General features: G+C 57.4%; 22 protein-coding genes. 5 read left to right on the plus strand and 17 right to left on the minus strand.

The window, feature by feature from the left end; all coding sequences use genetic code 11:
- Window positions 1-95: 95 nt before the first annotated feature.
- Complete coding sequence (locus tag CAL20_RS23785; RefSeq protein ID WP_094823570.1) at window positions 96-1,172, plus strand: tartrate dehydrogenase; 1,077 nt, start codon at window positions 96-98, stop codon at window positions 1,170-1,172.
- A gap of 38 nt (window positions 1,173-1,210) precedes the next feature.
- Here CAL20_RS23785 and CAL20_RS23790 read toward each other — a convergent pair whose 3' ends face one another.
- Both CAL20_RS23790 and CAL20_RS23795 read right to left on the minus strand, forming a co-directional pair.
- Window positions 1,211-2,197: a Bug family tripartite tricarboxylate transporter substrate binding protein gene (locus CAL20_RS23790; RefSeq protein ID WP_094839222.1), complete on the minus strand. Its 987-nt coding sequence runs from the start codon at window positions 2,195-2,197 to the stop codon at window positions 1,211-1,213.
- Between the two features lie 45 nt (window positions 2,198-2,242).
- Window positions 2,243-3,664 (minus strand): CoA transferase, encoded by a 1,422-nt coding sequence (locus tag CAL20_RS23795; protein WP_094823572.1) that lies wholly within the window; start codon window positions 3,662-3,664, stop codon window positions 2,243-2,245.
- A 103-nt stretch (window positions 3,665-3,767) separates the two neighbouring features.
- Here CAL20_RS23795 and CAL20_RS23800 point away from each other — a divergent pair, with 103 nt between their 5' ends.
- Complete coding sequence (locus CAL20_RS23800) at window positions 3,768-4,664, plus strand: LysR family transcriptional regulator (RefSeq protein ID WP_094823573.1); 897 nt, start codon at window positions 3,768-3,770, stop codon at window positions 4,662-4,664.
- Between the two features lie 113 nt (window positions 4,665-4,777).
- Window positions 4,778-5,020, plus strand: coding sequence for a helix-turn-helix domain-containing protein (locus CAL20_RS23805; RefSeq protein WP_094823574.1), 243 nt, complete (start codon window positions 4,778-4,780; stop codon window positions 5,018-5,020).
- Here CAL20_RS23805 and CAL20_RS23810 read toward each other — a convergent pair.
- The 6 genes from CAL20_RS23810 to CAL20_RS23835 form a co-directional block, all read right to left on the minus strand.
- Window positions 5,007-5,402, minus strand: a complete 396-nt coding sequence (locus CAL20_RS23810; protein ID WP_094823575.1) for a DUF1330 domain-containing protein — start codon at window positions 5,400-5,402, stop codon at window positions 5,007-5,009. The two genes, CAL20_RS23805 and CAL20_RS23810, sit on opposite strands and share 14 nt — an antisense overlap.
- A 76-nt stretch (window positions 5,403-5,478) precedes the next feature.
- A complete protein-coding gene (locus CAL20_RS23815) occupies window positions 5,479-6,315 on the minus strand; it encodes a helix-turn-helix domain-containing protein (protein ID WP_094823576.1) in 837 nt (278 codons plus the stop codon).
- Complete coding sequence (locus tag CAL20_RS23820; protein WP_094823577.1) at window positions 6,312-7,493, minus strand: MFS transporter; 1,182 nt, start codon at window positions 7,491-7,493, stop codon at window positions 6,312-6,314. The genes CAL20_RS23815 and CAL20_RS23820 overlap by 4 nt, the downstream gene beginning before the upstream one ends.
- Window positions 7,494-7,582: 89 nt before the next feature.
- A complete protein-coding gene (locus CAL20_RS23825) occupies window positions 7,583-8,914 on the minus strand; it encodes an MFS transporter (RefSeq protein WP_218830732.1) in 1,332 nt (443 codons plus the stop codon).
- A gap of 31 nt (window positions 8,915-8,945) precedes the next feature.
- Window positions 8,946-9,698 (minus strand): SDR family NAD(P)-dependent oxidoreductase, encoded by a 753-nt coding sequence (locus CAL20_RS23830; protein ID WP_094839223.1) that lies wholly within the window; start codon window positions 9,696-9,698, stop codon window positions 8,946-8,948.
- Window positions 9,699-9,804: 106 nt separating this feature from the next.
- Entirely contained in the window at window positions 9,805-10,650 is an 846-nt protein-coding gene (locus CAL20_RS23835) for a fumarylacetoacetate hydrolase family protein (RefSeq protein ID WP_094839224.1), read from the minus strand.
- Window positions 10,651-10,745: 95 nt separating this feature from the next.
- On the opposite strand from CAL20_RS23835, the gene CAL20_RS23840 reads away from it, so the two are divergent.
- Entirely contained in the window at window positions 10,746-11,732 is a 987-nt protein-coding gene (locus CAL20_RS23840) for a LysR substrate-binding domain-containing protein (protein ID WP_143277098.1), read from the plus strand.
- Here CAL20_RS23840 and CAL20_RS23845 read toward each other — a convergent pair.
- The 5 genes from CAL20_RS23845 to CAL20_RS23865 all read right to left on the minus strand — a co-directional run bounded on the left by CAL20_RS23845 (window position 11,686) and on the right by CAL20_RS23865 (window position 17,337).
- Window positions 11,686-12,390, minus strand: coding sequence for an isochorismatase family protein (locus tag CAL20_RS23845; RefSeq protein WP_094839226.1), 705 nt, complete (start codon window positions 12,388-12,390; stop codon window positions 11,686-11,688). The genes CAL20_RS23840 and CAL20_RS23845 overlap by 47 nt on opposite strands.
- Before the next feature lie 43 nt (window positions 12,391-12,433).
- On the minus strand, window positions 12,434-13,795 hold the full coding sequence (locus CAL20_RS23850; RefSeq protein WP_179266730.1) for an amidase: 1,362 nt from the start codon (window positions 13,793-13,795) through the stop codon (window positions 12,434-12,436).
- Between the two features lie 370 nt (window positions 13,796-14,165).
- Entirely contained in the window at window positions 14,166-15,158 is a 993-nt protein-coding gene (locus CAL20_RS23855; protein ID WP_094839228.1) for a Bug family tripartite tricarboxylate transporter substrate binding protein, read from the minus strand.
- 91 nt (window positions 15,159-15,249) lie between these two features.
- Window positions 15,250-16,425, minus strand: coding sequence for a CaiB/BaiF CoA transferase family protein (locus CAL20_RS23860; RefSeq protein WP_254924395.1), 1,176 nt, complete (start codon window positions 16,423-16,425; stop codon window positions 15,250-15,252).
- Window positions 16,426-16,467: 42 nt separating this feature from the next.
- Complete coding sequence (locus CAL20_RS23865; RefSeq protein ID WP_094823585.1) at window positions 16,468-17,337, minus strand: HpcH/HpaI aldolase/citrate lyase family protein; 870 nt, start codon at window positions 17,335-17,337, stop codon at window positions 16,468-16,470.
- A gap of 133 nt (window positions 17,338-17,470) precedes the next feature.
- On the opposite strand from CAL20_RS23865, the gene CAL20_RS23870 reads away from it, so the two are divergent.
- Window positions 17,471-18,379 (plus strand): LysR substrate-binding domain-containing protein, encoded by a 909-nt coding sequence (locus CAL20_RS23870; protein WP_094839229.1) that lies wholly within the window; start codon window positions 17,471-17,473, stop codon window positions 18,377-18,379.
- Here the strand turns inward: CAL20_RS23870 and CAL20_RS23875 are convergent.
- From CAL20_RS23875 to CAL20_RS23890, 4 genes are all read right to left on the minus strand, one after another.
- Window positions 18,346-19,026, minus strand: a complete 681-nt coding sequence (locus CAL20_RS23875; protein ID WP_094823587.1) for a Fe2+-dependent dioxygenase — start codon at window positions 19,024-19,026, stop codon at window positions 18,346-18,348. The genes CAL20_RS23870 and CAL20_RS23875 overlap by 34 nt on opposite strands.
- Before the next feature lie 86 nt (window positions 19,027-19,112).
- Window positions 19,113-21,428: a catecholate siderophore receptor Fiu gene (locus CAL20_RS23880; RefSeq protein ID WP_094839230.1), complete on the minus strand. Its 2,316-nt coding sequence runs from the start codon at window positions 21,426-21,428 to the stop codon at window positions 19,113-19,115.
- Between the two features lie 322 nt (window positions 21,429-21,750).
- Entirely contained in the window at window positions 21,751-23,436 is a 1,686-nt protein-coding gene (locus CAL20_RS23885; RefSeq protein WP_094839231.1) for a thiamine pyrophosphate-binding protein, read from the minus strand.
- Window positions 23,437-23,451: 15 nt separating this feature from the next.
- A complete protein-coding gene (locus tag CAL20_RS23890; RefSeq protein WP_094839232.1) occupies window positions 23,452-24,672 on the minus strand; it encodes an alpha-hydroxy acid oxidase in 1,221 nt (406 codons plus the stop codon).

Genomic DNA, 24,672 nt, shown 5'->3' on the forward strand with positions numbered 1-24,672 from the left:
TCGTGCATATTAATTTCACAATATGGCCCATTGTAGATACTTCGTGCACCTTCTACCATGGGGTCTGCTTTTTTCCTTTTATCGAGTCCGACCTCATGACCCAATCATTCAAAATCGCCGCCATTGCCGGTGACGGCATCGGCAACGAAGTCCTGCCCGAAGGCCTGCGCGTCGTCGAAGCCGCCGCTAAACGTTTCGGCCTGCCGCTAGAGATCGTCCATTTCGACTGGGCCAACTGCGACTATTACGAAAAGCATGGCGAAATGATGCCGGCAGACTGGAAAGCGCAGCTGCAGGAATTCGACGCGATTTTCTTTGGCGCTGTGGGCTGGCCTGCAACGGTGCCCGATCATGTCTCGTTGTGGGGCTCGCTGCTGAAATTCCGGCGCGAGTTCGATCAGTACATCAACCTGCGCCATGTACGCCTGTTTGATGGCGTGCCTTGCCCCTTGGCCGGCCGCAAGGCAGGCGACATCGATTTCTATATCGTGCGCGAGAACACCGAGGGTGAATACACCAATCTGGGCGGCTGCCTGTTCCCCGACACCGATCGCGAGATTGTGATTCAGGAATCGGTGTTCACGCGCCACGGTACCGATCGCGTGCTGCGCTATGCGTTCGATCTGGCCCAAAGCCGTGAGCGCAAACACCTGACGGTCGCCACGAAGAGCAACGGCATTGCCGTCAGCATGCCGTGGTGGGATGGCCGCGCCAATGCAATGTCGGCGAACTATCCGGATGTCACGGTGGACAAACAGCACATCGATATCCTGGCCGCCCGCTTTGTGCTGCAGCCACAGCGCTTTGATGTGGTGGTGGCATCGAATCTGTTTGGCGACATCCTGTCGGACCTGGGCCCTGCCTGCGCGGGCACGATCGGTATCGCGCCGTCGGCAAACCTGAACCCGGAACGCAAATTCCCTTCACTGTTCGAACCCGTGCATGGATCCGCACCAGACATCTATGGCAAAGGCATCGCCAATCCCATCGCCATGATCTGGTCAGGCGCGTTGATGTTGCAATTCCTGGGCAGCGACGACGCTCACGACGCCATCTTGCGTGCAATTGAAGACTGCTTGAAATCAGGCCCACGTACGCCGGACCTGGGCGGCGACGCGCGGACCGAAGACATCGGCCGCGCGATTGCGGAGCATGTTGCTGCTAAAGCCTGATCTGTCTGGTTGGGGCATTAGCGATGCAGACGGCATCGTCATCCCCCAGCCTTCACGCCGAGCCGTTTAATCGTCTCGCTCCACCGGGAATACTCGGACGCCACATAATCCTGGCAGGCCTCTGGATCCTTATTCATAAGCTCCGCCCCCTGAAACCGCAGACTCTTCTGCACTTCAGGATCTTTCAACGATGCCTGTAATGCCTGATCCAGTTTCTTCAGGATCTCAGGATCGGTGCCATTGGGAGCGATCAATACTTGCCACGTGCCCGCGTCGAAACCTTTCAGCGCGGGTACCACCTCGCTGAGACTGGGCACATCAGGCAAACTGACGGATCGTTTCTCCGAGGTCACCGCGAGTGCCTTGGCCTGGCCATTCTGGATGAATGGCATCGCACTATTGAATGATCCGGAATACATGAAATTCACGTTCCCGCTGACGAGATCAGTCAATGCCGGGCCATTGCCTTTATAGGGAACATGCTGGAAATCCAAACCCAGGCGATTTGCGATATCCATCGATACCAGATGATCGATCGACCCGTTGCCCGACGAGCCTTGGAAATATTTTCCGGGATCCGTTTTGATTGCATCATAGAACTGAGGCGCGGATGCCATATGCATGGCCTTGTTTGTCAACAAAATGAGCGGAACGCTGACTGAGCAACTGGCTGTCACGAACGCCTTTGTCGGATTCAGATCATCCCGCCCGAACAACGGCGGGGCCGTCGTAATCGACGAAGTGCCATACAACAGGGTGTAGCCGTCCGGCTTGGCACGCATCAGCTCTTGCGTACCGATGTTGCCACCGGCGCCAGGCTTGTTTTCGATAATGATCGGGACGTTGAGCTTCTGCGATACGGTCTTGAACAGCACTCTTCCGATCGCATCGGTCGGGCCTCCCGGCGCAAAACCGATGATCAACGTAATAGGCTTGGTGGGATAGGCCAGCTCGGCATAGGCAGCGCCGCTCAGGCTGGTGGTTGCGGCGGCGGCAATTGCGCACGCCCATTGTCCGATTTTCATAATGTCTCCTTCGCCTTGATTATTTGTATAGTGACGTCATGGCATCTATTGCCATGCTGCAGCGTGCGCACCGTTTGGTGCGGGTGGCAGTGACCACTGCGCCCGAGTACGCGAGAACTGCGCGACCGGCGGCAGCTGCTGCAATATGCCGTAGGCGGATGCTCGCGTCTCCAAAACAGGATTTAACGCCTTCGCAAAATCCCCACGAGGGTGCATAGGATCAAAGCCGCTTAACAACCCCAACTCTTGTACCCACATCGATGTGCGTGCCAACGACACCTTGACGTGATAGCTGCCCCCGTCCTGGGCGCGGCGAATCAAGGCTTGCATCACGCCCGTGGCCCCTAAGTAGCCAGTGAGGTAATCATTCAACAGATAAGGAGGCACGACACGGGGCTTGCCCTGCCCACCCTCTCTCACCGACACACCGCTTACCGCCTGACCTAGTTGTTCGAATCCGCCCCGCTTCCCCCACGGTCCCTCGTCGCCGAATGCCGAGACCGATACATAAATGATGCCTGGCCGTATCGACGCAGCGTCTTGCGGGCCCAGGCCGCGCTTGCTCATGCTGCAGGGTCGCCATGATTGCACCACGACATCAGCACCGCTAATCAGGTCCCGCACTGTCTGCAGTCCTTGCTGCGTATCAAAGTCGAGAAATGCGGATCGCTTGCCGATATTGGTGTCGACCGTTTGACGAAATGGGTCTTGCATCGCTGGCGACGTGATACGCAGAACCTCTGCGCCGTGCTCGGCCAGCGAACGCGCCACTACAGGTCCCGCAATCACATGCCCTAAATCCAATACGCGCAAGCGATCTAATGGACGGACGTTTGCCTGTGCAGGTTCTGGTTCACTGTCATCGACCTTTATGACCTCGACCGCCGGCAACTTCGCCAAGCGCTTACCTTGGGGATGACTGAGCCACTCATCCTGCGAACGCGCATAAATGCCCGGCAACTTGCGCTCGGCAAAGGCTTCCTCCAAATCGTCGCCTTTCCAACGCGATATAGCCTTGGCCAGCGCCGCAGTCGTATTGGCGCAATCCAGCAGTTCTAGCACCCCATCACGCAAATGCGGATACGAACCGATCGGGAAGAACCACCGTTCGTCCGCCGTTTGGTAAAAATCGGCCTTCAGTTCTGTCAACAGGGACAACGCCGGCAAGGCAAACCCGCTTTGGGTCTGAAAATGCCCGGGGTTCAATGAACAGGCGGCCTGCATCCAATCAATGGCGACGGTCTGACGCACACCCGTGGCCATGTGATGCCAACGCTCGACAGAGAGCGCATAAGCGCCAATAGCGCTGGCCGCCGCGACCGTCAGCTTATGTGGAGAATCGAACGCAGGACAGATTCCATGCAGCCGCAGCCGGTGTTCCGGAGCATCCTGCCTGGCCCAGTCGCTTCCGAGCAGCGCTGCAATTGCGCGATAAGTATCGTGGGTTTGTGAATCTGTCTCTCTCATTGTTTTATCTGTCAGGGGGTGATGATCCAGAGCTCAGTCTAAGAACCCATTTTCATCATGTCCAACATATAATTCAGCACTCTGTGAGATAAAAAATGTCTTTATGCTGAACAGCCGATTACTACGTCAGTTCATCGCCGTAGCCGAGGAATTGCATTACGGCCGTGCGGCGCTGCGCGCGGGCATCGCGCAATCGCCGTTAAGCCAGGCCATACAAAAGCTGGAGGCACATGTAGGCACCCCGCTTTTTATTCGCAATAAACGCAGCGTGGCCCTCACCCCTGCAGGCAAGGTGTTCCTGGAGGAAGCCTACCAATGGCTGGCGTATGAACGCGTGGCAATCGAACGTGCACAACACGCCACCAATGGCGAGATTGGCCAGTTGTCGATGGGATATATCGGCAGCGCGGGTTATGGATTCATGCCCGAATTGATCGGACGATTCCGTCGTGAATACCCGCAGGTCAAGCTGCGCGTTTTCGAGATGACGACACGCGATCAACTAGAACGGTTAAAGGCGCGATATTTGGACGTAGGCATGCTGCGTACACCACTGGCCAAAGATGAAACGTTGCTCGCGTCGGTGCCATATCAACATGACCGGCTCATGGCAGCCCTGCCCCACAACCATCGCCTGGCCCGCCGGAAAGCTATCTCATTGCGGAATTTGGAGCATGAATCTTTCGTAGCGTTTGCGCGCCAGCACGTGCCGGCAGCGCACGCCCAGTTGATATCGGCCTGCGCCACCGCCGGCTTTTATCCCCGCATCGATCAGGAAAGTGCGCAAGTCGGCAGCGTCATTGGTTTGGTCGCTGCTGGACTCTCTGTGGCTTTGGTGCCCAGCAACCTGCGATCCTTGATTCACCCGAAAGTCCGCTATGTCTCGTTATCGGATACCACCGCGTTCCTGAGCCAAGAGGTGGGCCTGGCATGGCGCCGCGATGATGCGAATCCGGCATTGGCGGCGTTTTTGAGCGTAGCGAAAGCAATGCACCAATAAGGGCTTCTGCGATGGCGTGTTGGCCATACCAGAAATATCGGACATATCGATAATCGTGTTTTATCGGAATTATCGATATAGTAGAAACGTCAAAACTTCGATATCCCGCTCCCATGCAAAAGCTCTCCATCAGTAGCCAGATCGGTACGATACTCGTCGCCAGGCGCAAGGAGCTGGGACTGACGCAAGCGAAAGTTGCGGCGCGATTGAATATCAGTCAAAACAGGCTTTCCGAACTTGAGAATCAGCCCGGCCAATTAACTGTCGACCGTCTTCTGGCCATAACAGGTCTGCTGGAAATCGAGCTGGTGCTACAAGACCGTAGGCAGAATCCTCCGACCTTCAGTGAGTGGTAGTTTCTAACACAGCAGGAGAGGACCTAACATGCGCCGGGTGAATCGTCGCACCCACTGCCATTTTCTCCACCAGCGTCACCGCCGAATAATCTGCCGGCACGCCGTCGATCAGAAAAATCGCGCCTTTCGAATTGCGTGCTCGCAAAGGGATCAACTTGCCATAGGCATCCGACGCGTACCATCGGCGGGCATGGTCGATCGACGGAAATTCGATGATGATGCAATCCATGTTCATGGTCCCTTCCAGGACTTCGGCGTGGGTGCCATGCACGATAAATCGCCCATCAAAGGGCTTCATCGTGCTTTCTATGGTGCTGATGTATTCGATGATTTCGGCGTTGAAATCAACATCGGTGAGCAATCCTATGGCATACGCAGGCATACTATTCTCCGTAGTGAGCGTGAATGTTAAGTACATGCTCAGAATACGGAAGCCTGATTGTGCGGTCGATTACCTGTCAGGTAATGGTCTGCGGGCGCAGTAGAGCTTCTGTCTCAGCATCTGCCGGATAGAACAACTCAATACAAAGTTCCTGCAGCGTGATATCCTGCGGCGTACCGAATGTCGTCAACGTAGTAAACAAGGACAAACGCCCCATGGGCAGGTCGAGAACACAGGGAACTAAGAGCGCGTGGATACCGGTGCTTTTGTTTTCGCTGCGCGAGGCCTGGACGGCCTGTACATTGGGATAGCTGAGGACTTCGGCTTCCAGTCGCTGTAAACCTGTATCGTGGCTGCTTTCAACTGCAGCGCGCAGATTGTGCAGCAGATGACGGGACCAGTCAGAGAAATTGACCGTGAACCGTGCGAGCCCCTCTGGATGTAGCGACGCGCGATAGACATTCAACGATGGCTCTCTCAGAAAGGGCGGCAGCAATTCCGCCAACGCCATGCCCGCGCGGTTGGCTTGCACCACGTTCCATTGCCTATCGAGCGCAAACCCGGGATAGGGGTGATGAGCATCCAGCAATCGGCTCAATGCGGCCTGCACGGCCTGCATATCCGGGGATTGCAGTGTGCGTTGCGTAAACGCCGGGGCATATCCGGCTGCCACGAGTATTTGATTGCGCTCACGCAGAGGAACATCCAACCGTTCTGTGAGAGCGAGCAGCATATCGGCGCTGGGTTTGGAGCGAGCGGTCTCGATGAAGCTCAGATGCCGCGTGGAAACGCCTACCTCCAGCGCTAGTGCCAATTGGCTGAGATTACGTCGACGGCGCCAGAAACGAAGAAGTTGACCGACCTGCTGAGGACAACGCGTAGCAGCGAAATCGGTCTTCGCATCCTCGCTCACCCTACCGCCACCTCTCTGGGCTGCCGTTTATTGCGATATCCCAACCACGCCAGCCCAGCCAGAATCGCAAGCATGGGCACGAGAGAGCCGAGGTTCAGAATCGTCCATCCCTGCGTCGTAACCAGCATCCCCGACGTCAACGAGCTCAGGGCCATCACCGCGAATACGCAAAAATTCATCGTACCCTGCGCCCTGTCTTTTTCCTCGGCCGTGTAGGTTGACAGGGACAAAGTCGTGCTGCCAGTGAACAGGAAATTCCAACCGACGCCGAGCATGAACAGCGAGGCGGTGAAATGATGCAGGTCAGTCCCCCCGAGCGCTACGGCAATGCACAACAGATTCAGCAAGCCACCGCAGGCCATCACGGACAACACGCCGAATCGCTTGATCAGATATCCCGTGAAAAAGCCTGGGGCAAACATCCCGATGACGTGCCATTCGAGCACGAATGCCGCATCGTCAAAGGGCATACCGTGATGCTGCATGGCTAACGGCGTCGCCGCCATCAGCAGGTTCATGACGCCATAGCTCAATGCGCCCGCCCCGGCTGCAACGAGAAATGCAGGCTGCCGCGCGATCACCGACATAGGACGCCCGCCGGATACCGACGCGCGTTTGGGTGCCTCGGGAAAATCCATGCAGAACAACAGCACCATCGCGACCAAGGCGACCACCACCAAAGCGAGATACGCTCCCATGAATGGGGTCGCAAGCCAGGCTTTCGAATACGAGGCCAGGTTAGGCCCCAAGACGGCTCCCAACAAACCGCCGGCCATCACCATCGAGACGGCCTTCTCGCGCGCCTCGGGCGCAGCGAACTCGGCAGATGCGAAACGATACAGCTGGCCATTGGCGGAGTAATAACCCGCGATCATCGTTGCAGCACATAGCAACCAGAAACTCTGGATATACGCGGCAAAAGCACACAGCAGCGCAGATCCCGCCGCCACGACCAATCCCAGCACAAAACTCGTCTTGCGCCCGAAACGCCGCTGCGTCCATGCCACCGGGCCGGTGCACAGAGCGCCCCCGACGACATACCCCATCACCGGTAAGGTCGCCAGCCATCCGTAGGGGGCAAGAGAGAACCCAACCAGGCCATTGATGGCCATGAACGTGACGTTATTGGTCAGGAACAAGCCCTGCAGGATGGACAAGAGCCAGAGGTTGCGGTTCATGGGTCTCAAGGTAGTGATGCCAAGTCGATGGACCCGGCATCACAAATATGCATATCTAATCTATGCATATTACCTCAAGTAATTTATCACTAGGGACGGACACGCTGATAAAAGCGCTTCGGCAACCCCCAAGCGATGATGATTGTCGCAATCACGCACGCCGTGGCAATCGCGTACAGCCCCCAGGTGGTCTGGCCTGTCACGTCTTTGATTTTGCCGACCATGTACGGCGTGATCACGCCACCCAATTGACCAATGGAGTTGATCAAGGCAATACCGCCTGCGGCAGCCATCCCACCCAGGAAACGTTGCGGGAACACCCAGAAAAGACCGATGGCTGAAATAATGCCCGTGGCGGCGACGGTCAATCCGATCAGCAACGCTACCGTGTTATCGCTATATAGCCCGCTGATAAAGTAGCCTATGCCTCCTGCCAAGGTCGTCAGTGCCAGGTGCCAGCGCCGCTCACCAGTGCGATCGGAGTTCTTGCCCAGCAGGATCATGGAGACCCCTGCAACGATATAGGGGATCGACGAAATCATGCCAATGACGAAGGGATCTTGGGTGCCAGCCGTTTTGATCAACTGGGGGATCCAGAACACCAGGCCATAAATCGCGCCAGCCAAGCACAGATACACCACTGACAGCACATACGTCGCCGGCTCGCGCAATGCCGCGCCAAAGTTATGCGTTTCCGCGGCTTTGGCATCTCGATCGATCTGGGCCTTCCAGGTGGTTTTCTCGGCCTCGGTCAGCCATTTGGCGTCGTGTACCTCGTCATCCAGGTATTTCCACACGATCAAACCCAGTACGACCGCAGGTAGCCCCTCCAGCAGGAACAACCATTGCCATCCGGAAAGACCCAGGCTGCCGTCGGTGAACTTCATGATGCCGCCCGAAATCGGGCCGCCGATGATGCCGCAAAAAGCGATACCGGACATGAAGATCGTATTGATACGTGCACGCCGGTCCGCCGGGAACCACTTGGTAAAGAAATACAGTGCTCCCGGGACGAAACCCGCCTCTAATGCACCGACTAGAAAGCGAGTCACGTAGAACCCGAATTCCGTTGTCACGAACATGGCACTGGCTGAGGCCAACCCCCATGTCACCATGATGCGCATGATCCATACGCGTGCGCCGACACGATGCAGAATCATGTTGCTGGGCACTTCAAACAGGAAATACCCAATGAAGAAAATACTGGCCCCCAGTCCATAGGCCGCATCGGACAAGCCCAGCTCGCTTTGCATTTGCAGCTTGGCAAAACTGATATTGACGCGATCCAGATAGGCGATGACCCAGCAGATCACCAGCAGCGGAATGAACCGCCAAAAGACCTTGCTATAAATGCTCTCGGCCGTGGTCGCAGGCAAGGACGCGGACGCCGGCATACCACCGACAGGCGCGGTGTATCTCATCAAATGTCTCCTTTGTTCTTATTTGTCGCGGTCAGTATGTGGCCCGGCCGCCGGATAGGTCGAACACGGCGCCGGTAGTAAACGAGTTTTCCTCGCTGACCAGCCATGCAATCATGGATGCAATCTCGTCGACTTCGACGAAGCGATTGCGGGGGATTTTCGACAGCATGTAGTCAATATGCTGCTGTGACATCTGCTCGAAAATCCGGGTTCTTGCCGCAGCAGGCGTTACCGCGTTGACGGCGATATTCTTGCCCGCAGTTTCCTTGCCCAGGCTCTTTGTCAGCGCAATCACGCCGGCTTTGGACGCGCTGTAGGCAGAAGCATTAGGGTTGCCTTCTTTGCCCGCGATCGATGCGACGTTCACAACGCGCCCATAATTGCGGGCGATCATGCCGGGCAGCAATGCCTTGTTGACGTTAAAAGTCCCGTTCAAATTGATATTCATCACCCGATGCCATTCGGCCTCGGGGTAATCAACAACGGTCGCGTTGGCGCCGGCGATGCCGGCGCTATTGACGAGGATATCGACAGGGCCCAGCGCGGCGTTGGTCGTTTCCACGGCCGACTGCACGGCTGCCAGATCCGCGATATCGACCTTGACGGTCTGGACATTCTGGCCCGCCGCCAGGGTCTGCTTTGCCTGGCTCAACACCGCATCATCGATGTCCCAGATCGCGACTTTGGCGCCGCCGGCCAATAGTCGTTGGGTAACTGCGTAGCCAATGCCTTGTGCACCGCCCGTAACAACGGCTACACGGCCTTTCAGGTCGTACTGATTCATTATGGCGTCTCCTTTTTCTTGCCGGACCACTCCCTGCATACGAGCAGGCTTGCCCTGCCGGGCCTGCCTGCCACGTCTATTCCGGGAATTGTCTCTGCCGCGTGCGTCAGGCCGCGACGACTTTCTGTTGCTGTTCACCCAGGCCGTCAATACCCAGACGCATGGTCTGCCCAGCGCGCAGATACACCGGTTGCGGTTTGATGCCCATGCCTACGCCAGGGGGCGTGCCGGTGGAAATCACATCGCCAGGGTTCAACGTCATGAACCGGCTCAGATAGGCGACGATCTGCGGAACATTGAAAATCATGGTCGAGGTATTGCCGTTCTGATAGCGCTTGCCATCGACTTCGAGCCAGAGTTTCAGATTGTGGGGATCGGGCACTTCGTCCTTGGTTACGAGCCAAGGGCCGGTGGGACCGAATGTGTCGCAACCCTTGCCCTTGTCCCAGGTACCGCCACGCTCGATCTGATAGGCCCGCTCGGACACATCGTTCACAACGCAGTAGCCTGCCACATAGTCGTAGGCGTCGGCTTCCTCGATATAGGAAGCCGTTTTGCCGATCACCACGCCCAACTCGACTTCCCAGTCGGTCTTTTCCGATCCGCGCGGAATCTTGACGTCATCGTTCGGACCCACAATGGCCGAGGTCCATTTGTTGAATACGACCGGCTCGGCTGGGATGGGCATGCCGGATTCTTCGGCATGGTCGGCATAATTCAGCCCGATGCAGACGAATTTGCCGATCGCACCCACGCACGGGCCCAGACGGGGTTGGCCCGAGACCACAGGCAATTGGCTCAGATCGGTTTTCTGCAGCGTGCGGAACGCGTCGCTGGCGAGAAAAGCGCCGTCTACGTCCCGGGTGAGGCTGGAAATATCGCGAATCTGTCCTTGGGCGTCCAACACACCGGGGGCCTCGCGGCCCGGCAGACCATAGCGCAACAGCTTCATTCTTGTCTCCTGGTTAATGCAAAATTTGAACTTGCAGGAGTCTATCCCTCTGCGGTGCGCTATCGTTATGCGAGTTGGTGGACTCAGAATACAAAATGGAATCTCCGGACAAACCCCATCAGTGTTTACCCGAACTAGCGAGCCTGCATGAAATTGGCTCCCGCCTGAAATTTCGGCAACTGAAGCTCTTGATCGCTATCGAAGATATGGGCTCTGTCCATCGGGCGGCAGAGTTGCTGCACATGTCTCAGCCCGGGGTAAGCAAGGCGCTGAAAGAAATCGAAGACGCCATCGGCGCGACCTTGTTTGCCCGTTCCCCTCAGGGCTTGCTGGCAACCGATATGGGTCGCTGCGCGATTCGCCACGCGCGTCTGATGTGTGCCAGCCTCGCTCATATGCACGATGAACTGGGCTCGCTGTCGCGCGGCGGCGGCCTGCGCATCGCTATCGGAACAGTGGCAGGTGCGTTGGCTGCCGTGCTGGCCGATGCACTGGTGGCTTTTCGCCGAGCCTATCCTACGGTGCGCATTGATCTATATGAGGATACGAGTGCACATCTGCTGGAAAAATTGCAGAGTGGCGCGATCGATATGGCGCTTTGCCGGACATCCGTCGCGACGCATCCCGGGTCGTTTCATTTTGAGTGGCTGTGTGATGAGGTCGTGGGAGTCGCGGCGTCTCCCTCTCATCCGTTGGCCGACGCCGAAACTGTCACTCTGGCGCAAGCCGCGCAATACCCATGGATACTGTTCCCTGGCCATATGCCCCTGCGTACGTTGCTGGAGCGTGAAGCCGCCAGCCAGAATGTGGCCATACGCAGCTTCATCGAAACATCGTCGACGTTCGCGACCGCGCTGTTGCTGCATAAGAGCAACGAGATCATTGCGCTGTTCTCAGGCGAAACGATAGATTTTTTTGAACAATCCAGGACATTGCGGCGGCTGAAGCTGAAGATCAAGTCCACCGCCGAGCCTTATGGCATTGTGATGCGTGCGGGCTTTACGCAAACACCGATGGTGCATCGATTGTGTGAATTCATACGGATGCATGCGCCACACTCGGACTCCGTAAGTACGAGATAAGATCATCAACTGAAACGACATCCGCAAACTGCCTGTCCATATCAAAGAGGCTGATCGCGTGCGAAATCGCAATGCGATCAAAGACGGCCTCTTGGGGAACGATGGTACGGAAATTGTAGGAAGACGAGTCAAACACGGTCGCTCGGACGCAATTGCTAGTGGCCCCGCCTACGACAATCACCGTGTCGACTTTTCGTTCGACGAGATAGCCCAGCAATGGCGTCCCATGGAACCCGCTGGGCTTCTTTTTGACAAACGTGACGTCGTTTTTTCGCGGTTTCAGCTCGGGCACGAGCTCTGCGCCTAACGTACCAGTCAAGCACCAATGCTCACTGTCGAGCAAATCGCGCTTACGTCCATACACCCCAATATCGTTCCCATTGGGGTCGAGCTCAAAGGTAGTGAAAAAGCACGGCACATCGTTTTTCTGTGCCTCTTCGACCACGCGCTGAATCTGGCGTACTGCCTCACGGCCTATAGCGCCGCAGCTGGAGGGCCATGCCTGATCGTTGCCTTCTTCGCCAACCATATATCGCTGCGCATCAATGACGACGACAGCCGGCCTTTCGCCGTAGCCCATGCGGCGGGCGAAGCGGCCACGCTCCAGAACGGCCCTGTCATTGTCAACCAGATATTTTTCCCACGGTTTGCTGTTCATTGCTCTCACGCCATATGAAGTAAATTGAGCGCCGGACCTTGGCTCAGGCAACAGACATCTGATGCGCAAACGATAACAACCTGGCCTCGGCCAGCGGGCGGCCGATGATTTGGACGCCAACTGGCATGCCGTTCGCGTCTCTCCCTATAGGCATGGTCAGCACCGGCACGCCTAAATAACTGAATGGTCGTGTGAGCCGAGTGATGGCGCTCACGACATTGAACACACTGCCTGCTTGTTCCATATCTGCGTCGGCTCGCAACGGGACGGGGATGGGGACAGTCGGGCAGAGGATCAGATCCACGTTTGCCATCGGGCCCTGCAGGAATTCCTGCAGTATCCGCGCGCGGACCATCATGGCCTCCAGATACCGCACAGCGGGCACGTGCAGTCCTGGCTCCGTGCGGGAATACACCGCCTGAGAATAGGCGTTGGCATGGCTTCGCATCCATTGGCCGTGCAACGTCGCTGCCTCGACCTTGGAGATGACGTCTCCCATCGCATAGCAGGCGGAGAGTTGCGGAAAATCCGCGGCACTTACATTGCCAAAAGAACGCTCGACATGGCCGACGAAAGTGCGGAAGACCGATTCGATTTCCGGATCGCACGCCTCGGTGCCGTCTAGATTCAAGACGGCGATTCGGCTCTTCTCTGCAGCGATATCCAGCAGCGCGGGGTAGTCGGGCACCACCGCATCCAAGGAAGACGGATCTTCCTGATCGTGTCCTGCTACCGCCTGCAAAATAATGGCACAGTCTTCTGCGGTCCGCGCCAGTGGACCGACGCAGTCCAATGAATAGGCGCGGGGAAAGCATCCTCTGCGCGAGATACGCCCATAAGTGGGCTTCAATCCGAACAATCCTTGCACGGATGCAGGCAACCGTATCGAGCCGCCAGTGTCGCTACCTAGAGAGGCAAAAACCGCCCCCGACGCTACGGCCGACCCTGACCCGCTGGATGAACCGCCGGAGATCCGCGCCGGATCGAGGGCATTGCAGCAGTCGCCGAACGAGGGGTTCTGCCCCGTCGGACCTGCGACCATCTCGTTCAAATTCAATGCGCCTATTGTGATGGCCCCAGCCGCCTTTAACCGCTGGATAACGTGGGCATCACGCGAGGCCGTGACAGCGGGGCGTGCTCGGGAGCCTATGGTCGCGGCGTGGCCTTCGATTTCAAAGCAGTCTTTGTGTGCCAGCGGGATTCCGTGCAAGGGGCCGCGGATTTTCCCCTGTGCACGCTCTGCGTCGGCGGCTCGGGCTTGAGCCATCGCGCTATCAGCCCAGATTTCGATGAAAGCGTTAAGGGACGGCTGGCTCTCAGTGGCGCGGGCGATACTCTGCGCAGTCAATATCTCGGCGTTAAGTTCGCCGTTTTCCATTTTCTGTATCGCTTGTGCCAGGGTCAAATACTGGCCCGCCGGTAAACCCCTTGAACCTTCGACAGCCTGGGCTGATCGGGGTCCATGGCCATCCGCTTTTCGCTGTAATGCATTGCTGGAGTCGCTCGCCCGCAGCTGTGCTATCTGGAAATCTGCCGGTTGACCATACGGACTGATGCCATCGCCTGCGCTTGCTCGGACCGAGGAGTTCAAGCGCTCTACTTCCGACGCGACTATTGCTGGATCGGTGCGGGAGGGAGTTCCATGCATGTGCGCAGTACTAGCCGCCAGGTACTGTGTGATAGCTTGCTTGACGCTCTCCGCCCCCTGCTTCTCCCTGCCCCTTGATACTGTAGTCATCGCCGCTCCAATAAAGTCGGAATATCCAAAAGCAGATTTACTGCGGACGTATGCCTGCGGCTTGTGCCGTTTCAGTCCATTGATCCATATCGGATTCGAGCAATTTTTGCAGCTCCTCAGGTGTCGAGGCTTGCGGACGCGCACCTGCTGTATGAAGAAACTTGGCAAATTCCTCGGTGGAGATAGCCTTCTTGATTTCGGCGTTAAGCCGATTCCGGATCGCTCCATCCACGCCCTTTGGCGCAAAGACTCCCCACCACACATTGACCACGTAATCCAGACCTGTTGCCTCTTTTACGGTCGGAATATTGGGATAGTCCGGTTCGCGCTCCGCCCCGGTGAAAGCCAGCTTGGGAAGCTGATCTGTAGGCGTCCCGTTGATCGACGCCATGGTAGTGATGATCATGTCCAGCCGACCGGCGACCAGATCCAATTGAGCTGGCGAGATACCCTTGTAGCCCACGGTTTGCATTTTTACGCCTGCTTTATTGGCGAGCAACTCTGTCGCCATCTGGGAGCTATCGCCCAGGCCCGCGCTGCCAAAATTGATCTGGCCAGGGTGTTCCCTGGCGTAGGCGAGCAGCCCTTTCATGTCCTTTGCCGGAAAGTCCTTGCGCGTCAACACCACAAACGGTGCGCTCGCCACCATGGACACGGCATCAAATGCCGTCTTGGGGTCGTACGGTGTCTTTTGAACAGCCGCCGAGGTTGCCAGAGAGCCGGAGACAAACAGGAACGTATAGCCGTCCGGTGCAGACGTCGCCACGTAACCGGATCCCACCACACCGCCCGCTCCGCCTTTGTTCTCGACGATGAACGACTGGCCGGTGTTCTTGCTCATGCTGTCGGCCAGCTTGCGGGCAATGACATCGTTACTGCCGCCCGGTGCGAATGGAACGATCAGCCGGACTGGCCGTTGCGGCCAATCCCCAGCAGCCGCCACACTGCTGCCCGGCAACCCGACTGCTGCACCCAAGGTGCCGGTCAATGCAAAACTCGATAGTATCTTCAGGGTACGGCGCTTGGACATGCTGGACTCCTAGCAAGGTAATACCAACAACAAGGATGGAAGTAAATACTGCTCCGTTTACATCGCGGCGGATATCTCGTAGCGCCGGAGATCAATCTGACTGGTTGCCATTGGGCGATTCGATCTGGCTATCCGAGTACCCCAGCTCTCGCAGAACTGCAGTCGTATGCTCGCCCAAACCGGGAGCGCTACGGAGTTCGCGCCGGCCCTGTGCGGCCCCGAACGAAATCGGATTGGCAATGGTTTTATACGGCCCCAAAGCGGGATGCCGGTGCTCGCCAATAAAACCTTGCTCCAGGACCTGAGCATCCTCAAAAACGTCCTCGACATTCCGGACGACAGAGCATGGCACCTGATCGCCGAAGAGCACTTCCCATTCCTCGGCCGTCCGGTTCAACAGAGCCTCGCGCAGTATGGGAAGCAGTTCGTCCACGTGAGCCGCACGCTTCTTGACAGAGTCATAGCGCTCATCGTCAGCCAGTGCCGGCTGGCCGACCAAGGTGCACAGCGCTCGCCAGAAATGCGGCGTATTCGCGGAAATATATAGATGTCCGGCACGAGTTGGATGAATCCCCGTAATACCGCCCGATCTCATATCGCGGTTGATGCTGCGCGGTTCATTCTCGGCCACGACCAATCTGGCTGCCTGCATGGCCAATGCACTGCCCAATAGAGAAACCGCAACGTGTTGGCCTTCGCCGGTCCGTTCACGTTGCAACAAGGCCGCCGTCACACCGTTGGCCAACATGGCGGCCCCGTAGTAGTCCACGACCGAGCCATAAACGATCTTTGGATCATCCGTCGTCCCCTGCGACGAACAAATGCCCGTTCTGGCCTGCAGCACCTGGTCGTATCCCGCCCGGTTCGCCAACGGCCCGCTTTGGCCATAGCCCGTCAAGGAGCAGTAGATGAGCTTTGGATTGTGGGCGCGCAGCGTGTCGTAATCGATACGCAAGCGTGCGGGAACGGATGGCCGGAAATTATGGACAACCACATCCGCTTGCTTGACCAGGCGTATAAAGACTTCGTAGCCGAATGTACTCTTCAAATCGAGGCACACGCCGCGTTTTCCTCTGTTTACGCCCAGGAAAGCGCGGCTTTCTCCCAAGAGGGTCGAAGGATATTTGCGCAAGTTGTCGCCCTCTGGGGGCTCGACCTTGATGATCTCTGCGCCCATATCCGCCAGGAGATTGCAACCGTATGGACCAGCGATATACGCGCTGAGGTCCAACACTTTGAAGCCGGATAACGGAAAACTACTATTCATAGACATATTCAAAGCGATTATCGACAACGAGTTGGTCCAGGCTCAGCGGCCGCCGGATTGCGCGAGAATGACCCGTGCGCGTTCAATGAATGGGCCATCGATCATCTTGCCCTCTAACATGTAGGCGCCGTTGACGTCGTTCTGCTCTGCCGATTCCACCACTTTCGCCGCCCAGCGAATCTCGGCCTCGGTAGGGCTGAAAACGTCGTTGGCAATGGCGACTTGATTGGGATGGATGCACGTTTTGCCCAGAAATCCTACTTGGCGTGCCCGCCAGGCCTCCTGGCGATAGCCCTCGGCATTGGCGACATTGGTGTAGGCCGTGTCGTAGGCAATCTTGCCTGCGGCGCCAGCCGCGATGCGCATCTGCATCATCACTGAATGCACATTCTGAGCATCTTCACGGGCAATACCCAAAGGCTCAAACAAGTCTCCGAGCCCCAACTGAAGCCCCCAGACCTGCGGATGAGCCGCTGCGATCTCGGCCGCATTCAATAGCGCCCGAGGAGTTTCGATGTTTGCCAGCACACGGATGTCGAGTTTCTCTCCCGCTCGGGCCGTCTGTTCGGCTCGCGCATCCAACATGGCAGTGAAACGACGCACATCCTCGACCGTATCGGTTTTTGGAATGTTGAGGATATCGACCCCCGCGACGCAGGCCACCATGAGGTCGTTTTCAGTATGGCCGGTTTCAAGCGCATTGACGCGAACGATGATGCTCTTCCTGCCTTCCTGACGCAGCGAGTGAAATTCGTCAGTACTGAAGAAACTCGCCAGACAGTCTCGCGCGTACGCTTTCTTGCTTTCCAGTACAGCATCCTCGAGGTCAAAACAGATCGCGTCCGCCGCGCTCTTGAGTGCCTTGGCGAACAACTCAGGCCGGGAAGCGGGTACAAATAACTTGCTGCGCATAGGTGTCTCTCGTATCCATGAGCACCCATGCTATCGAGACATCGATGGTTTTAGGGCGCTTGCCAGCATGATCAAAAGATAGCTATCCTATCTTTTGCCCTTTCCTACCCCGAACCGAGCCGTCGCGCAACGGATGAACACCAAACTACTACATACGCTGCTGGCTGTTCATCGCTACGGCTCCATGGCGGAGGCCGCTCGACGGTTGAACCTGACCCATGGCGCAATTGCCCAGCAGATACGCACATTAGAGAGTGACCTGGGCGTCGAGCTGGTACGACGCGCAGGCAAAGTCGTGCATCTCACGCAGGCTGCGCACCGCATCCTCGACGCCTCGCAGAAAATCATCGACGAAGTCGACTCGTTGGCGGCATTGGCCAATACTGACGAACTCAGAGGCGAGCTCAGCCTCGGAACAGGCAATACCGTCCTGGCAGGCAAGATTCCCGACATTCTCGAAGCGCTGAGCAGCCAGTATCCCGAGATACGGGTACGAATCATGTCCGGGCAGTCCCCCGACTTTCACACTCAAGTCGAACGAGGCACGTTGGATGCAGCGATTGCCATCGAGCCATCCTTTACGCCGTCAAAAGTCATGGGGTGGCATTTGCTCTGCGATGAACCTTTCGTCCTGATTGCCTCGCGCAAGCATGAGGGTGCTGACCCGCACTTGTTGCTGGAGCGGGAACCATTCATCCGATATCACCGGGAAAGCTGGGCAGGCCAACAGATCGAGACGTATCTGCGCCAGAACAGCATCGTCCCCAAAGAACGATTCGAGCTCGCTTCGACCGAAGCCATCACTCGCCTGGTACACAAAGATCTAGGCGTGTCGATCGTACCTAGCGCTTGGCATCAATGGCAAAACGGCCTGAATGTTGTCAGCATTCCGTTGAAAACGCCATGTAAACCGCGCCGATTCGGGTTGATCTGGCTGCGGTCATCACCGCGCCTGCGTTTGATAGAAGCCTTTCTGGACGCCGCGGTGCGGGTCTATAAGCGGGACACTCAAAGCTCGGTCCATTCCCTCAACAAATTGTGATAGCAATTCGTCAGCGATAGCGTCTGCTCGGTTTCCCCTAACTGAGCGCGCAATTGCTGAATGGTCTGATCGAGTTCGAACAGCATCTGCCGCCGGTTATGTTCGCGGATCATGCTCTGAATCCAAAAGAACGACGCCACGCGCGCACCTTGGGTCACGGGTGTGACGCAATGCAGGCTGTTGGCGGGATACAGGATCATGTCGCCGGCGGGCAGCTTGACGAGATGTTCGCCATACAAGTCTTTCACGACGAGTTCGCCACCCTCATAGTCATCGGGATCGCAGAGAAACAGCGTCGCCGACAAGTCAGTGCGTAACCAGCCCGGTGCGGCGGGGAAACTGCGCACTGCACCGTCGACATGAAAGCCGTAGGTTTCTGCAGACTCGTAACGATTGAACAAGGGCGGCACGGTGCGCAGCGGCAACGCGGCCGCAAAATACAACGGGTTACGAGCCAAGGCCCGCAATACAGTTTCGCCCAGCTCACGAGCCAGATCGGACGACTCGGCCAATTGGCGATTGCGTTTGACATTCGCGCCTTGGCTGCCCACGGTGGCGCGGCCATCCACCCATTCGGCCGCGTCCAGACGGCGGCGCATGTCTCGAACCTCGTCCTGCGTCAGGATCTGGGGAATATGCAGCATGATGAATGTCCCGCTAAAAATGCAATAACCGCCGCAACGGGCGAGACCGCAGTCCACCCGCCGCGGCGGCGTTCAACATCCGTCAAGAATCAGAAATGGATGTTGGCCGTCAGCAATACCGTCCGCGGAGCACCAGGGAAATAGCGGTAGCCGCTCTTGTTGATCGCCGCAACGTACTCTTTGTTAAAGAGATTGTAGACGTTGAACTGGAAGTCCAGGTTCTTGTTGACCTCATAGCCCGCCATGGCGTCAAAGACCCAATACGAACGAACGTATTCCGGCGTGCCCACGGCGCCGTCGGAACCGCGCTCCATGCTGCCGACATAGCGCGCGCCACCACCCAACGTGAAGCCGCCGGGCAGGCGATACGTGCTCCACATCGAGAACGCGTGCTTCGGTGTGTAGGTCAGGTTGTTCGAGCCGTTGTTGGTCACAGAGGAACCGTCTTCGACTGTCGCGTTCTGAATCGTGTAGCCTGCACTCACCGACCAGTTCTCTGTGATCTGGCCGCTGGCGCCCAGCTCCAGGCCCTGGACACGTTTTTTCGCGGTCTGGCTGTAGGTGCCATCCACGTCCTGCTGTATTTCGTTGTCGACTTCGGTGCGGAACAAGGCTGCACTGAGCAGCAGTTGGCGATCAAAGAGTTCCCATTTGGTTCCCAGCTCGGCGGTCTTGGCTTTCTGCGGTGCGAAGTCAACGCGGTTGGCGCTATTGCCGCTGCCTTCGGCCGCAAGCTGGAAATTCGAACCGCCTGGAGGCTGTTGCGAAACGCCATAGTTCACGTAGATATTGCCGTTGGGCGCAACGCGATACAGGGTGCCTAGTTTCCAGTTCACCAGATTGCCGGAAATGCGTTCGTCGACAGTCATGATGGGTGTTCCCGTCGGCGCGCCATTGCAGGCGACGGGATTTCGGCCTGTGCCGCCGCAAGCCGTGGCACTATCGTATTTGGTGCGATAGTGGTCCAGACGCATACCACCGTTTATCTGCCACTTGTCTGTCAGGTCGATGGTGTCAAAGGCATAAATGGCGAACGTGTCCGTAGTGCCGTGAGAGTCCGCTCCATTGTTGTGAATGCCATTGGCGCTGATGCTGTTGTCTGGGTGGTAGATATTGACGGCAGGGTAGGTCGGCGCAGTCATGCCGTAGGTGTCCTGCATCTCCCGCGTGAACTCGACACCGGTGCTCAGATCGTGCTTGAGCGAACCCGTATTGAACTTCGCCGTCAAGTTGGTCTGGTTGGTCCAGATACGGTTGTTGGAATTTTTCTGGTTCGCAGAGCGCGACATGTACCAGGTCGATGGATCGTTGGGATCACCGATGGTCAGATTTGATGCGCCAGCCATGAACGAAGTCAACAGATAGTTCTGTTTGGTGCGCGACCAGCGTGTCACGTTGCGCAGCGTCACGTTCTCGTTGAGATCGTGCTCCAGGCGCAGGGTCGCCATGTCGGTCGTCGAATAGTCGTGGTCCGACTGCGTGCCGTAGAAATTATTGGTGTCGACCTTGTCCGCATCGTTCAGGAACGACAACGCGTTGCTAGGGGCGCTGTAGCCAGGCAAGCCGATCGTCACCACGCCTCCGTCAGGGATGTTGGTCTGCTTGACGTGCATGAAATCCAGATAGACCCGGGTGTCGGTACCCAGGCCAAAAGCGAACGACGGAGCGACACCCCAGCGGTTGTTCTCGATCTGGTCGCGGCCCGCCACATCGGACTTCATGCCCATCATGTTCAGCCGGAAGGCCGAGGTTTCGCCAATCGTCTGGTTCCAATCCAAGGTTGAGCGCTTGTATCGCGCGCTGCCGATGCCTACGCTGGCATCAAAGCTGTCCTCGAGTTTGGGCTGTTTGCTGACCAGGTTGATTGAGCCGCTCGGTGCGCTGCGGCCGTAATCGGAACCCGACGGGCCCTTGATGACCTCGACGGCCTCGGTGTTGAACATGTCACGGCGCACGCTCGCTGTATCGCGGATGCCATCGACATAAATGCTGTTGGACGTATCGAAGCCGCGCAGATAAATAGCATCGCCCGTGGACGTGTTGCCGTTCTCTCCGGCATAAAACGTGCCCGCTCCCGCCACATTACGCATCGCTTCGGTCAGCGTTGTAGCCTGCTGGTCCTTCATCATCTGTTCGGTCACTACCTGCACCGTCTGCGTCGTATCGACCAGAGGCTGCGTGAACTTTGCGGACTCGAGCTTGTTGACTTTGTAGGAATTGGTGTCCTCACCAATGACTTTGACAGGCGACAGCGTCTTGACGTCAGACCCCGCGGTCTGGGCCATGGCGGCGCCCGGTTGGCTCAGCATGAGCGTCGCCAGGACAGAGGCGGCAGCGCTGCCCGCTAGGGAGCCCTGGCTCAGCGGACGCACCGGAGCGCATTTTCGGTTTTTTATGTATTGCATTCGGCTTCTCGTGGGAATAGACGACCCGTCCGTGCCTCGTGGCGCGGTCGTTACTATGGATTACATCGAACAGCGAATCGAATGCTAAATAAAAATGATTTACATTAATCTGAACAAGAGCTGAAATGTTGTAATACGGCGACGCATACCAAGCCAAGCGAAAACACCGCCTAAATTCACTATTTATCACTAACATCGCACAAATAAACGGCATATCCCGGCATTTCAAAATGAAACGCCGATATGTATTGACATATAAGCTATAAAAAAGCAGCCGTTTTTTCGGCTGCCAGATGGCCAAGCGAAAGCTCGTAGAGTTTTTCTATTTTTGCGCCTGCGCTCGTAAAGCCGTCAGGGTCGTGCGAGGCGAAATGGCATCCTGACTGATGCACAGCTCGATCAGCGCCGGCCGCCCGGCCGTCCGTGCCCGCTCAAAAGCGGCGGCAAAATCCTCGGTGCGCTCGACTCGCTCGCTGGCCGCGCCATAGGCACTCGCCAAGGTCACGAAATCCGGATTATGCAAATCCGTGGCGCACACTCGCCCTGGGTAGTGGCGCTCCTGGTGCATGCGAATGCTGCCATACATAGCGTTGTTGACCACGATAAAGATCACGTTCAGGCCATACTGCACCGCTGTCGCCATCTCTTGGCCGTTCATGAGAAAGCATCCGTCTCCGGCAAAGCAAACTACCGTCCGCTCGGGATGGCACAGTTTGGCCGCGATAGCTGCCGGCACCCCGTAGCCCATGGTGCCGCTGGTAGGAGCCAGTTGGGTACGTATACCGCGATACTGATAAAAGCGTTGCACCCAGAGGGTGTAGTTGCCTGCACCGTTTGTAATGATGCTATCTGCGGGCAAGGTATCGCGCAGATACTTCACGGCTTCCGCCAGGTTCAGGTCACCCGGCATGGGCGTAGGCTCGAGATTGCGCAAATAGTCCGAGCGAGCGTCTTCCGCCCAGGAGGACCAGCGGCAATCGGCAGGGGCAGGCAATTGCGCCAATTGCGTGGCAAAAGGCTCCATGCCGGAATTGATGACCAGCTCTGCTTGATAGACGCGGCCCAGTTCCTCCGCATCGGCATGGACATGGATGAGCCGCTGGCGCGGCCGTGGCACGTCAAACAAGGCATAGCCGTTTGTCGTGGTCTCACCCAATCTCGGACCGATGGCAAGCACCAAGTCCGAGTCGACGATGCGTTTGGCCAGCTTGGGATCCATGCCCAGTCCGGCTTCGCCAATATAACGATCATGACAATTGTCGATCAGATCCTGGCGGCGAAACGCGCAAGCGACAGGCAGTTGAAAAGCCTGAGCAAACGTGGCGACTTGTGTGCTGGCCTCGGCCGTCCAGCCACCGCCACCCAACAGCACCAGAGGACGCTCAGCACGCATCAGCATGGCAGTGAGCTCGGCCATCGCTTGCGCAGAAGGAGCCGCCTGCGCCAAACGATAGGCGGGCGCGTCGGCCACCACGACCTGTTCGGCCAACATGTCCTCGGGCAATGCCAATACCACGGGTCCCGGCCGTCCCGACATGGCGATATGAAAGGCTCGGCTAATGAATTCCGGAATACGGCGCGGGTCGTCGATCTGCTCGACCCATTTGGCAATGTGGCCGAACATGTGGCGATAGTCGATTTCCTGCCACGCCTCGCGTCCGAAACAGTCTCGCGCTACCTGTCCGACGAAGACGATCAACGGCGTGGAATCCTGCCGGGCAGTGTGAATGCCTATGCTGGCATTGGTCGCCCCCGGCCCGCGCGTCACAAAGCAGACGCCGGGACGGCCGGTGAGTTTGCCATAGGCCTCTGCCATATGGGCGGCGCCTCCTTCTTGGCGGCAAACGACCAACTGCATCACCTCCTGGCGCTCATAGAACGCATCAATGGCAGCGAGGAAGCTTTCCCCGGGCACACAAAACGCTGTGTCCACGCCGTGAATCCGCAGACTATCAACCAAAACTTGTCCGCCCGTACGGGATACGGTTGTGCTGGCGGGAACATTCATAGGATTTCCTCAGTATTAAAAAACCGCCGCTGGCACGGCAGACATCAATGCATTCAGCTGGTTCAGCTCGGTGCTCACTGGCAGGTCAGCACGGCACAAATAGGCAGGGCTCAAATCGGCGATATCAGGACATCCCAAGAGCGCGAGGTCTACATCAATTTCACGGGTCAACAAGGCCAATGCCTGAGCAACGCCCCTCTGTCCGCCCGCTGCCAATCCATACATGGCCGCACGGCCAATGAACACAGCCTGGGCGCCCAGCGCCATCGCCTTCAGCACATCGGTGCCGCGACGCACGCCACTATCGAGCAAGACGGTCAGCCCCGGCGCGGCAGCCACGATTTCCGGCAACGCGTCCAAAGGAGCAACGGCGCCATCCAACTGGCGGCCTCCATGGTTGGACACGAATATTCCGTCCAAGCCCAACGAATGAGCATGCTGTGCATCCTGTGCACGCAAGATTCCCTTTACCAGCAGCGTGCCCGGCCAATGGTCGCGGATCCAGGCGATGTCATTCCAGGTCATCGCCGCGCGGCCGGCTCTGTGATCGCCTTTGGCAGCGGCGATGATGGGACCGCCACGCTGTGCGGTGAAATTCTCGAAATGCGGCATGCCGCGCTTTAGCAGGGTCTGCGCAAAAGTCGACATTAACCAGCGCGGCCGAATCATGCCGCCACAGATCAAGCGCGGCGATAGTTTGAGTGGAATACTGAAGCCATTGCGCAATTCGTTCTCACGCGCTGAAGCAATGGGAACGTCTACCGTTACCACCAGCACCTTGACTCCGGCATCCCGCACTCGACTCAACAAGGGCTCGATGACGTGCTGATCGGCAGGTAAATAACCTTGATACCACATGTCCGGATTCGCTTGAGCGACCTTTTCCAATGGAGTGGTGGACGCTGCGCTCAAGACGAATGGAACCCCCGCTTCATACGACGCACGGGCCAAAGCCACGTCGCCCTCGAAAGCGCACAGGCCGGCAACGCCCATGGGGCTGATCCCCAGAGGGGCGTTGTATCGCTGGCCGAACAATGTGACGCCAAAGCGGCGCTGTGACACATTGACCAGCGGCCGAGGCAGAAACCTCCAGCGGGAAAATGCATCGCGGTTTGCCTGCATGGCGGTTTGATCTTCGCTGCCGCCATGTACATAGCCATAGATACTGGGCGGCAGGCGCCGTTGAGCGGCACGCTGCAGATCCGCAATTGACAACGGGCTGGGCGCGTACCACAT

This window comes from Bordetella genomosp. 4 (assembly GCF_002261185.1).
Classification (GTDB): Bacteria; Pseudomonadota; Gammaproteobacteria; order Burkholderiales; family Burkholderiaceae_B; genus Bordetella_A.